Here is an 11,325-nt window from a genome sequence, read left to right as displayed (position 1 = left end):
GGAAATAGTTGAGTACAACAAGGGAATAAAAACAGATGCAGTTGTGATGATAACACCTGATGCAGTTAACGCACTTGTAAGTGCTGCAGGTCCAATCTACGTGGATGGTTACGGTTACGTGACCAACGACTCCATTAACTTCATCAGGGGCGAACAGAGCGGCGGGGGTATGACCAGGGGTGTTGCTGTGGAATCTGTTATGAAGCCTATAATAGACTCTGCTGAAAGCAATCCTGTTACATTCCTTAAGCTGGCGAACGTGGCTCTTGATCAGTACAACAAAGGATATATTCGGGTTGTCCCAAAAGATTTCGTTGCACAGTTTGCAATTACCAAAAGTCTGAAGATTTAGTTTCTTAAATTAGAAGGTAAACTATCTTCCCTTTTTTAACTTTTTTTGTATGCCATCACGGTAATATCTTGAATCGTATCTTAAAAGAGTGATATGATGGATCTTAAGAATTAAACTTATACATGCAGAGCAAACAGGTTGAATATGAATTTTTTATGCAACAATTTATTATACCATTGAAGTAAGAACTTAGTAAGGTGTGAATTATGGACAAGGATCATAAATTAATGGCAGGATTGATACCAGTAATATTGATTTTATGCGGGGCTTTGTATGCAATGCCAGGACTCACAGTGGCCGCGGATAACAACTCATCCAATATCACTGCAAACAACACCACCCTCAACACAACGGATTTATCTCAAAGCAGTACAGATACCAGCGATACTGATTACAGATCAGATAGCAGTTCCTCAAGTTCAAGTAGCTCAAACAGGACTTACAAGAACCGGCACAATTCAAGCAGTAGCAGCGATAGCAGTAGCGATGGTACTGGCGACAGCAATAGTACCCTTGAGCAGTAAAATTAGGTATATGTCAACCAGTTGATCATACATTAATAATTTCTATCCTATTTTTAATAGGATTTTTTTAAAGGATAAAACCAGTGTAGACCATATTTTCCCTTTTTTCTTTGATAAATACACTCATTGAGAGGTTACTGATAATATTAAAGACAAAATTTAGTTGTAATAGCTTCAAAAACTTGTGGATCGTACCCCCAAAACATTGCATTAGTATGATTTATATACTTGGATGTCATTAATTTTACTTTAGTATACATCTTGAGGATTTTTCAGGATTTTAAAAAACTCATTGAGTATAATTCTTGAGGATCTTTTATGATTTTTAAAAAAAAACCGCCAAAACCAAAAAAAAGAAGATTAGAAAAAAGAACTTTTGAAGAACCTAAAAAAAGAATTGAATTCAAAAGAGGGCGCAGAAAGAAGTATCGTCTGGGAAAAGGTTTAAAAGTAATTTTAGCTGCGATTCTAATATTTTTGGTTGGAGCAGCAGCCTTTGTTATTTATGAATATGAACAGCCATCATCAGCAAACACTATGAAAGGTGAACATAACATCCTGCTCTTGTGTGTTGATCCAACAGAGGACAATGGAACCGAGGGCATGGGATCTGTTGATATGGCCTTTGCAGTTTACGTTGTGGATGGAAATGTAAAGAATGTAACATCCATCTATCCTGGAGGAATGAGAAGCTCTAACCTAACAGAACCACCAGAACTGGGTACAGGTAACATGCTGCTTCACGACTCATTGTACGGTGTGAGCACCGAGGAAGGTGCCCAACAGGCACAGGAAATAGTTGAGTACAACAAAGGAATAAAAACAGATGCAGTTGTTATGGTAACACCCGATGCAATTGATGCCCTTTTAACTGCAGTTGGTCCTGTCGAAGTGAATGGTCAGAATCAGACAATTACAGACTCTATTGGCTTCATAAGGAACATGACTGAGGAAAAAAACAGTACAGAAAAAAGGGGTGATGCTGTGCACAGTCTCATGGATCCTATAATCCACGCTGCTGAAGATAATCCGAGCATATACATCAATCTGGCGAACGTTGCCCTGGATCAGTACAACAAAGGAAACATAAGGGTTGTTCCAGGCGATCTCGTTGCACAGTTTGCAGTTTCCAAAAGTGTGCACTCAATAATCTGATGAATCCATTTCAATTTTTACTTTTTTTAGTAAATAGTAAAAATTTCATAACTTGGAAGGTACATTATTTATTGATTCAGTTTATCACACGTTTGTTGATTGCTTTTAACAGAATAACTACTAATAAAGGGTATTAAAAGTCCAAAAATCTAATAAAGAGGTATTCAAAGCTCAAACATCTAATAAAAAGGGTATTCAAAGTCCCAAATAGGTTTTGGTTGTTCCATTATCATATTGCTCCAAGATCATTGAACTCCTAATATGAGATAAGAAATATCTAGAACAACAACCAAATGATAAATTTGAGATCTATAAGAAATATTGAAATCATCATAAATTTTTAAGTTAACCATGAAAAAGTTACAAAGGAGATGAAACATGAAGGGAATAGTTCTTGCAGGTGGATCAGGCACCCGCCTGTATCCAATTACAAAGGCGGTTTCAAAACAGTTACTGCCTATTTACGATAAACCAATGGTGTACTATCCATTGTCCGTTCTCATGCTTGCGGGTATAAGGGAAATACTGATCATCTCAACCCCAAGGGATTTACCTCTCTACAGGGACCTTCTTGGTGATGGCAGTGATCTGGGAGTGTCATTCTCCTACAAGATTCAGGAAGAACCAAAGGGACTTGCAGAGGCCTTTATTCTGGGTGAGGAGTTCATAGGTGATGAAAGCGTTGCCCTGGTACTTGGTGATAACATATTCCATGGTCACAGGTTCAGTGAGATCCTGAAGAAGGCCAGGGAAGTGGAGGAAGGTGCTGTTATCTTCGGTTACTACGTTAAGGATCCAAGACCCTTTGGTGTGGTTGAATTCGATGAATCTGGCAATGTGATTTCTATAGAAGAAAAACCAGAAGTTCCTAAATCAAAATACGTTGTTCCTGGACTTTACTTCTACGACAACAACGTGGTTGAAATAGCCAAGAATGTTAAGCCCTCTGATCGTGGTGAACTGGAGATAACCTCTGTGAATGAGGCTTACCTTAAAGCTCAAAAGTTGAAGGTTGAAACCATGGGAAGGGGAATGGCATGGCTGGACACAGGAACACACAACGGCCTCCTGGAAGCTGCTAACTTCGTGGAAGCCATACAGAAAAGACAGGGATTCTTCGTGGCCTGTCTGGAAGAAATTGCCTACAACAACGGCTGGATAACTGCAGATAAGGTACTTGAGCTGGCTGAACCCCTCAAGAAAACTGAGTACGGGCAGTACTTGGTTGAACTTATCAACGGTGCACAGTTATAGTTCTAAATTTAATTTCAAGTTAGGAGTTTAATTTCAAATAGGAGAATCATTAATGGGTAAGTTTAAATTTATGGAAACATCCATTGAAGGCGTTTACATAGTGGAACCCACAGTATTTGGAGATGAACGCGGCTACTTCATGGAAACCTACCATGAAATGGAGTTTAAAGAGGCTGGAATTGATGCTGCATTCCTTCAGGACAACCAGTCCAAATCTAAAAGGGGAGTTTTAAGGGGACTTCACTTCCAACGCACCAAACCCCAGGGAAAACTCGTCAGGGTTATCAGGGGAGAGGTCTTCGATGCTGCAGTTGATCTGAGGAGGGATTCACCAACCTACGGCAAATGGGAAGGGGTTGTGCTCTCTGAAGACAACAAGAAACAGTTCTACATACCTGAAGGCTTTGCCCATGGCTTTCTAGTACTTTCAGATGAAGCAGAATTCACCTACAAATGCACAGATTTTTACGATGCTGATGATGAAGCTGGAATCCTCTGGAACGATCCTGAGATAGGTGTTGAGTGGCCCCTTGAGGGTGTGGATGAGCTTATTCTGTCTGAGAAGGATGAGAAGTGGAAAACATTGGCGGAGACTGTTGTTGAGTTTTGATTCAAAGAATAGGATTATAGTCCCTTTAATTGGAACTACGATCATGTTCATTTTTTAATATTTTACGGATAGCTCTAAGAGGTTTTGTGAGTTTCCAGCTATTAGAAGAAGTAATTTCTTGAATTAACTGATTTTTAGCATTAATATCTAGTTCATAGGCCTGTTTCTGGGTTTGGATCTCATTTACAAATTTTTGTTTTTGATTATTCAATTCTTCATGCCACTGCTTTTCTTTTTCTTCCTGAACTTCCATCAAATGATCAATTTTTTTCAATAATTCATATTCCCTGTAATTATTGGAGTTTAAGATGTTCTGATATCTCTTCGTGTTCCACGTATCTAAACTATCGATACATAATGGATTCATTTTTTTGAAGTTTTCTTTGATAATATCAAAAAATTTTGCCTTATATTTTTCAGCAACTTGATCATAACGCCACAATGTATTTGAAATCCTAAGATTAGAGAAAGCAACCAGATATGTATTATGATTACCCGTTTTAAAGAGAACATCCTCAGTCAAATCAAACATTTCAACAATATCAAAAAAACGTTCATTAGCTGAAGTTATAAATGAACCTGACCTATTAACCCTGTAAAAATATAAAAAATCCCGAACTAAAGATAATTTACTAGCTTTTAGATAAGTTTCATAAAAAAAGAGAGGGTCTTCAAAATCTAGTCCTTCATGAAATATTACACCTGTTTCTTCTAAAAATTTTGATTTATACAGTTTGTTCCAAGGAGTAACGCATATATCAAAGAAAAAGTCTTTAGTTTTATCCGGAGTGAATATGGAGTTGTCAAAAGTTTCATCAAATCTTTCTAAAGTGAAATAGGGCAGATCACATGTTTCATGAGTTATATCATCAAATCGGTGTGCTGAGCACATCACAATATCACTGCCGTAAAGCTGGGCATTTTCATACAACTTTTCGTACATATTCAATTTTATCCAATCATCAGAATCCACAAATCCCATATAATCTCCAGTTGCAAATTCCATACCCCTATTTCTAGCAGATGCAATTCCGCCGTTCTTTTTATTGATTACCCTAACTCTATCATCCTTTTCTGTATATTCCTCTAAAATTTCCAGTGAACCATCTGTTGAACCATCGTTTACACATATAATTTCGATTTCACTTAACGTTTGATTAATAAGGCTTTCTAAACATTGTTTAAGATATTTTTCAACATTATAAACTGGGATTACCACAGATACTTTTATTTCATTCATTGAAATTCTCCATACTCTAAAATCAAATTTTTATAAAATATCACAGGAATATCCTATTCCTGTCTTTAACTCAAATCTTGGACTTGAAGAAATCAATAGTTGCATCTAAACCAGAGCTCAATACAGTTTCAGGCTGCCATCCTAGAAGATCTTTAGCTTTACTGATATCAGGACGCCTTCTGCGAGGATCATCTTCAGGTAATGGTTTGAAAACCACTTTTGATTGAGATTTTATTTTTTCAAGGATGATCTCTGCAATATGTAACATGTTATACTCCTCAGGATTTCCAAGGTTAATGACCTCCCCGTTTAAACCTTCAATTATTGATACCCTCATGATACCCTCTACAAGATCATCCATGTAACAGAAGCTTCTGGTTTGATGACCATCCCCGTAGATGGTTAAAGATTCCGAGTTTAAAGCTTGAGAAATGAAGTTAGGAATTACCCTACCGTCATTTGCTTTCATTCTCGGGCCGTATGTGTTAAATATCCTTAATATCCTAACATCCAACCCCTTCCGGAAATAGGCCATTGAAAGAGCTTCAGAAAATCTTTTTGCTTCATCGTAAACTGAACGAGGCCCAACTGGATTAACATTTCCCCAGTAACCTTCTCTTTGGGGGTGAACCAGTGCATCTCCATAAACTTCAGATGTGGAGGCAAAGATGTACCTTGCACCACATTTCTCTGCTAATTCCAGGGTTTTTAAGGTTCCCACAGAGTTTGCCTTCAAGGTTTCTACAGGATACTTCAGGTAATCCTTTGGACTTGCTGGACATGCGAAATGCAGTATTAAGTCAAAATCTGTTTCTGTATCCCAATTTTCTGTCACATCGTGGTTTATAAAATGGAAAAAAGGAGAATTAAGATTTTTGAGATTTTCAGGGGATCCTGTTATAAGGTTGTCCATTCCATACACCTCAAATCCTTCCGCATCAAATCTTTCACACAAATGACTACCAATGAACCCAGCTGCCCCTGTAACAAGAACTTTATCCATAAAATCGCCCCTTTTTCATTCCCATTTTTTTAGTAACATAAGCTACGCTTTTAAATGATTTAATATAGCATGATTAAATCCCATTAAAATAGTTTATCACATTGTTATATTTAATCTTCAGAATCATTCCAAACATACACTGCCACCGTACTTCCAGAATGAACCATTACGGAAGAATCTATTAATTTAAGGTACGGATAGTGCCTTTTCATGTATTTCCCTGTGACTTTGTCTTGTAAATGCCTTTCATGGGAGTTACCGTACAGTTCACCCTGTTCATACTCATAGGGGATTGAGACTATTAATGTACTGCATTTATTATTATCTATGAATCTTAATAACAATTCCTTAGCTGATTCTAACTCAATATGTTCAAGTACATCTCCCATTATTATTAGATCGTAGTGCTCAAAATCAAAATCCATAATGTTTTCTATAAATATGTTGTTGTAGATCTTATCCAGACCCATTTCATGGATATTTTTATCATATACATCAATACCATCAATATTTTGATAATAAAAAGCCCTCAGTAATTTACCATACACCCCTGAACCAAATCCCACGTCTAAAATCTTTGCATCCTTTTTTATGTTCTCTAAAATATATTTCATTATAGTTGGTTTACCCTCATCAGGACTGAGTCCTCGCAGATTGGTTTTTAAGCTGTAACCAACAAGTTCTGACTTTTGAGAGGATAACCTTCTATTTTCTATTTTTAGGTTGGATAATTGATGTTTTAGAGCAGCCTTTTCTTTTTCACTGAGAATTAATTGATTTTTCAAAGCCTCATTTTTTATTTCCAACTCTCTTACCATACCCGTTTTTCTTATTTGATCCTTAATCATTCTTTTAATCATTGATATCCATTTTGCTTAGGTATGATAATATTTTTCTAATTGAGATTATATGAATTTGCCCAACTTTCTTATTTTTAAGTCATTTTAAATGGTAAAAGTTCTTTTTATCCTTATTAAAGCATTCAAACTAAAATATAACTTAAAAATGCATTGAAAAAGAAAAATTTTAAATAAATGAGCCATATTACAAAAGAATATGGATAAAAAAATTTTCTCCATCAGCATGGTGAAAAACGAATCTGATGTAATAGAGTCCTTTGTCCGTTACAACAGCAACGTAATGGATGGAATGATTATATTAGATAACGGCAGTACCGACGACACCCTTAAAATCTTAAAACAACTTAAAGAAGAGGGTTTAGCCTTAATAATTTTTGAAGATACAGACAGGGAACATGAACAAGATACCAAAATGAGTAAACTGCTGATAAAAGCTGTTGATGAATTTCATGCAGACATTGTCGTCCCCTTAGATGCAGATGAATTTATTATTTCATCCGACCAGGGAACCCCCCGGAACATACTGGAAAAAATCGAAGCCAACACATATTATCATGTGCAATGGAGAACATTTGTTCCAGATTTTAAAAGAAGTGATGATTTTGTACCTGCAAGAATAACCTCTGCAAGGAAAGATAATTTAGAAAATTTTTACAAAGTTATAATTCCAAAGGATCTTGTTAAAAAGTATGATGTGAAATTAACATTCGGTAACCATGACTTAACATTCGATTCAAGATATGATGAAGTTATAAAATCTGCTTTTAATGAAAATTTGAGGATAGCCCATTTTCCCATAAGATCTAAGGAGCAAATAATATCCAAGATAACGGTTGGTTGGATTTACAACTTATCCAAATTGAACAGACCCGAAGGCCAAAGTTTTCACTGGCAAACGATTTTTAATAAATTAAAGGAAAATAAAGAAATTCTTAATGAGGATATCACAGAGTTTGCCAAAAGTTATGCCTTACAAGATGATTTAAAGGAGGTTAACCTTAAAGAAACCCCAATGGACTTGAGTTTCTGTCAGAATATAGAAATAAAATACACTCCCCAAAAAGTTGAGTATATCTCAAACATTTTAGAAGGATGTGAATGGCTTGCTTCTTCGTACTTAAATTACAATAAAGATTCCTTAAAGGAAGAAGAAAGATTAAAAAGTGAAATTACTGATCTTTCAAGGAAGATGGATGAACTGTATGAATCAAAAATTTTAGAAAAAAAGTATTTACAGAATAAAATTGAAGAGTATGAAAATAGCACATCTTGGAAGATCACATCACCCCTTCGTAAAATTACGTCTTCAATACGAAAATTATTTAATTAATCCCTTATTCAATTATAACTTTATTTTCAATTCAAAAAGTTTGAGTCTGAAGATTCAAGTTTATTCACTGGAGAATAGAAATGGTAAAAGTTCCACCCAAAGTAAAAGAATTAAAAGGTTACGATGAACTAAGAAAACTTAGAAATCATTTAAGAGATGACTGTAAAACACTGAAATGTAAAACCGGTTCCAAGGTTAAGGTAGGTGCATCCAAGATCAAGGAATTCATTGAAAGGGAAAGACTTACAGAAAGTCAGAAAGAGGAACTTTACGAGTCAATAATAAATAGAAACACTTCAAATATTGACTTACATGATTTTGGTAAGGATGCACCACTAGTTTCAATTATAATTATCAACAGAAACGGTATGAAACATTTACAGAGGTTATTCTGTGACTTCATGAAAAATGTTCAGTACCCCAACTACGAGATTTTAATGGTTGACAATGCATCTACTGATAAATCTATAGAGTTATTAAAAGAACTTTCAGATGATCTACCCCTAAGGATCATTGAGAACCGGGAAAATGAATCATTTTCACGTGCAAACAACAAAGCTGCAGAAACTGCAGAAGGTGAATATCTACTCCTTTTAAACAACGACGTTGAACCTACCTATGGCTGGCTCAACCAGATGATGCAAACAGCACTTAAATCCAGGGATATTGGTGCTGTGGGGGCAAAACTGGTCTATCCTGATTGTTCCAAATCCCGTCACAATAAAAACAGTTCATTCAAAGTTCAGCACAGAGGGATAGCCTTTAGGGAGGAAGATGGTTTCATCAAACCATACAATATGGGCAATGGAACAACCTTTGAAGCCGAAGATGGGGAGGAGGCACGTGCTGCAGTAACTGCAGCAGCATTACTCACTGAGAAAACGAAATACTTTGAGGTTGGAGGTCTGGATGAAGGGTACGTCTACGGCTACGAAGACGTTGACCTCTGCCTAAAGCTCCTTAAAAAAGGTTACAAAAACATTTACTCTCCAAAAACGCTTTTATTCCACTACGAATTTGGAACCCAAGAAAAAAGTAAAAATAAAGAAGTTAAAGAAAGGCGTTTGAAGAACAAAGGGTTGTTCATGGAAAAGTGGAATAAATGGCTGCGTAGGGAGCTTTTGATGGACAAGTTGAACTGCAACAGGTTATTTTCTGAAACCCCTCTGAAAGTTGCCTTTGCAGTTACAGAAACTGGTGAGAACAGCTCTGCAGGTGACTACTTCACAGCCCTATCCTTGGGAGATAGTTTGAAAAAATTCGGCTGGAAAATAAGCTTCTTATCCAGGAGGGGGTCTGAGGATTGGTATGATGTTGATGATGATGTTGATGTTGTAATTTCCCTTTTAGATGCATATGATATCCGTAAAATTCAGTCAAATAACAATTTGTTGATCAAGGTCGCTTGGCCTCGCAACTGGTTGAGCCGGTGGATATCCAACCCTGACTTTGTGGACTACGATATCGTGATGGCACCAAGTGAAATTGGTTGCAATTATATACAAGAAAGAACCGGGAAAAATGTTTTTTTACTGCCATTAGCAACCGATCCGAATATGTTCAACAGTTCCGTACCTGCAAACGAAACTTTGAAATGTGATTACTGTTTCACAGGCAGTTACTGGGATGATCAACGTGAAATAATTGATATGTTAGACCCTGAAAGCCTTCCCTACAAGTTCAATTTGTACGGTAAAAACTGGGAGAACTTCGAGAAGTTCAAGGGTTACCATCAGGGATTTGTCAACTATAAGAAGATGCCTGAGATCTACAGTTCCACGAAGATCGTTGTTGACGATGCCAACAGGGTGACCAAAGAGTACGGATCAGTAAACAGCAGGGTTTACGATGCCCTTGCAAGCGGAGTTCTTGTAATGACCAACGGAGAACTCGGTGCAAAGGAGACATTCCATGGTAATTTACCTGTTTACAGGTCCAAGGAAGAACTGAACAACCTTCTAGAACACTACTTGTCCAATGAAGATGCTAGGAATGATAAGATCAAGGAACTACAAGAATTCGTACTCTCACATCACACCTACGACCACAGGGCCCAAACCATAAGGGATGTTCTTGAGAAATACCTCCTTGAAACCAAGATCGCCATTAAGATACCTGCACCTGACTGGGAGAAGGTTCAGGAATGGGGAGATTACCACATGGCTCTTGGTCTAAAGAAGGAACTGGAAAGGAAAGGATGTAATATTGTTCTACAAGTCCTGCCAGAATGGGATGGTAACAGGGATGCTCGCTGCGATACTATCATAGTCTTAAGGGGTTTAAACCGTTACAAACCTAAAAAACAACACTTCAACATCATGTGGAACATATCCCATCCTGATGATGTTAGTGTTGAAGAGTACAACCAATATGACCATGTTTTCATAGCATCAGAGAGTTGGGCCCAAAAAGTAGCCAAAAATGTTGAGGTTCCTGTGGAGCCATTGCTACAGTGCACAGATCCGGAGCTGTTCTATCCAGATCCTGATGAGAACTACAAACATGATTTACTCTTCGTTGGAAACTCGCGGAAAGTTTACCGAAAAGTAATCAAAGACTTGCTGCCCACTGATTACGACCTTGCAGTCTACGGAACCAACTGGAAGAGATTAATACCTAAAAAATACATCAAAGGTGAACACATTCCAAACAGCGAATTAAGGAAAGCCTATTCGTCATGCAAGATACTGTTGAATGATCACTGGGATGATATGAGGGAGAAAGGATTCATTTCAAACAGATTGTTTGATGGATTTGCAGCAGGAGCATTCATAATATCCGACAAAATTGAGGGGTATGAAGAGGTATTTGGAGATGCATTGGTAATCTACAAAACTCCAGAAGAACTCAATAAGTTGATAAATTATTATTTAAATAATGAGCATGAACGATCTGAGAAGGTTAAAGAAGGTAAAAATAAAGTAATGAATAATTACACATTTCAAAAAAAGGTAGAATACATTTTAGAAGTTTTAAATAAAAATTTAAAACTTTAAA

The 11,325-nt window shown here is 36.7% G+C and carries 10 protein-coding genes; 7 read left to right on the top strand and 3 right to left on the bottom strand.

Annotated elements, in window-relative coordinates:
• The 5 genes from J2756_RS09405 to rfbC all read left to right on the top strand — a co-directional run.
• The coding region (locus J2756_RS09405) for a DUF4012 domain-containing protein (RefSeq protein ID WP_209584985.1) at positions 1-352 on the top strand (352 nt) is incomplete at its 5' end.
• Between the two features lie 206 nt (positions 353-558).
• Positions 559-876, top strand: coding sequence for a hypothetical protein (locus tag J2756_RS09400; protein ID WP_209584983.1), 318 nt, complete (start codon positions 559-561; stop codon positions 874-876).
• Positions 877-1,194: 318 nt separating this feature from the next.
• The gene (locus tag J2756_RS09395) at positions 1,195-2,031 is read left to right on the top strand and encodes a DUF4012 domain-containing protein (RefSeq protein ID WP_209584982.1); all 837 of its coding nucleotides are present in this window, start codon (positions 1,195-1,197) and stop codon (positions 2,029-2,031) included.
• A 378-nt stretch (positions 2,032-2,409) separates the two neighbouring features.
• Positions 2,410-3,285 (top strand): glucose-1-phosphate thymidylyltransferase RfbA, encoded by an 876-nt coding sequence (gene rfbA, locus J2756_RS09390; RefSeq protein ID WP_209584980.1) that lies wholly within the window; start codon positions 2,410-2,412, stop codon positions 3,283-3,285.
• A 52-nt stretch (positions 3,286-3,337) separates the two neighbouring features.
• Positions 3,338-3,895 carry a dTDP-4-dehydrorhamnose 3,5-epimerase gene (gene rfbC, locus J2756_RS09385; protein WP_209584978.1) on the top strand — a complete coding sequence of 186 codons (558 nt, stop codon included), beginning with the start codon at positions 3,338-3,340 and terminating at the stop codon, positions 3,893-3,895.
• 25 nt (positions 3,896-3,920) lie between these two features.
• On the opposite strand, the gene J2756_RS09380 is transcribed toward rfbC, so the two are convergent.
• The 3 genes from J2756_RS09380 to J2756_RS09370 form a co-directional block, all read right to left on the bottom strand.
• Positions 3,921-5,135, bottom strand: a complete 1,215-nt coding sequence (locus J2756_RS09380) for a glycosyltransferase (protein ID WP_209584976.1) — start codon at positions 5,133-5,135, stop codon at positions 3,921-3,923.
• Between the two features lie 70 nt (positions 5,136-5,205).
• The gene (locus J2756_RS09375) at positions 5,206-6,138 is read right to left on the bottom strand and encodes a UDP-glucuronic acid decarboxylase family protein (RefSeq protein ID WP_209584974.1); all 933 of its coding nucleotides are present in this window, start codon (positions 6,136-6,138) and stop codon (positions 5,206-5,208) included.
• A gap of 110 nt (positions 6,139-6,248) precedes the next feature.
• Positions 6,249-6,998 (bottom strand): class I SAM-dependent methyltransferase, encoded by a 750-nt coding sequence (locus J2756_RS09370; RefSeq protein WP_209584972.1) that lies wholly within the window; start codon positions 6,996-6,998, stop codon positions 6,249-6,251.
• Positions 6,999-7,194: 196 nt separating this feature from the next.
• Between J2756_RS09370 and J2756_RS09365 the strand changes: the two genes are divergently transcribed.
• On the top strand, positions 7,195-8,328 hold the full coding sequence (locus J2756_RS09365; RefSeq protein WP_209584970.1) for a glycosyltransferase family 2 protein: 1,134 nt from the start codon (positions 7,195-7,197) through the stop codon (positions 8,326-8,328).
• A gap of 80 nt (positions 8,329-8,408) precedes the next feature.
• Positions 8,409-11,324, top strand: a complete 2,916-nt coding sequence (locus tag J2756_RS09360; RefSeq protein WP_209584969.1) for a glycosyltransferase family protein — start codon at positions 8,409-8,411, stop codon at positions 11,322-11,324.
• The last annotated feature ends 1 nt before the right edge of the window (position 11,325 follow it).

Source organism: Methanobacterium aggregans (genome assembly GCF_017874455.1).
GTDB lineage: Archaea > Methanobacteriota > Methanobacteria > Methanobacteriales > Methanobacteriaceae > Methanobacterium_C > Methanobacterium_C aggregans.
This window is presented reverse-complemented; position numbering and strand designations above follow the sequence as displayed.

Bases quoted from the DNA above. Each gene is read 5' to 3' on its own strand.
- J2756_RS09365 (WP_209584970.1), top strand. From the start codon at position 7,195: ATGGATAAAAAAATTTTCTCCATCAGCATGGTGAAAAACGAATCTGAT.
- rfbA (WP_209584980.1), top strand. From the start codon at position 2,410: ATGAAGGGAATAGTTCTTGCAGGTGGATCAGGCACCCGCCTGTATCCA.
- rfbC (WP_209584978.1), top strand. From the start codon at position 3,338: ATGGGTAAGTTTAAATTTATGGAAACATCCATTGAAGGCGTTTACATA.
- J2756_RS09395 (WP_209584982.1), top strand. From the start codon at position 1,195: ATGATTTTTAAAAAAAAACCGCCAAAACCAAAAAAAAGAAGATTAGAA.
- J2756_RS09380 (WP_209584976.1), bottom strand. From the start codon at position 5,135: ATGAATGAAATAAAAGTATCTGTGGTAATCCCAGTTTATAATGTTGAA.
- J2756_RS09370 (WP_209584972.1), bottom strand. From the start codon at position 6,998: ATGATTAAAAGAATGATTAAGGATCAAATAAGAAAAACGGGTATGGTA.
- J2756_RS09375 (WP_209584974.1), bottom strand. From the start codon at position 6,138: ATGGATAAAGTTCTTGTTACAGGGGCAGCTGGGTTCATTGGTAGTCAT.
- J2756_RS09400 (WP_209584983.1), top strand. From the start codon at position 559: ATGGACAAGGATCATAAATTAATGGCAGGATTGATACCAGTAATATTG.
- J2756_RS09360 (WP_209584969.1), top strand. From the start codon at position 8,409: ATGGTAAAAGTTCCACCCAAAGTAAAAGAATTAAAAGGTTACGATGAA.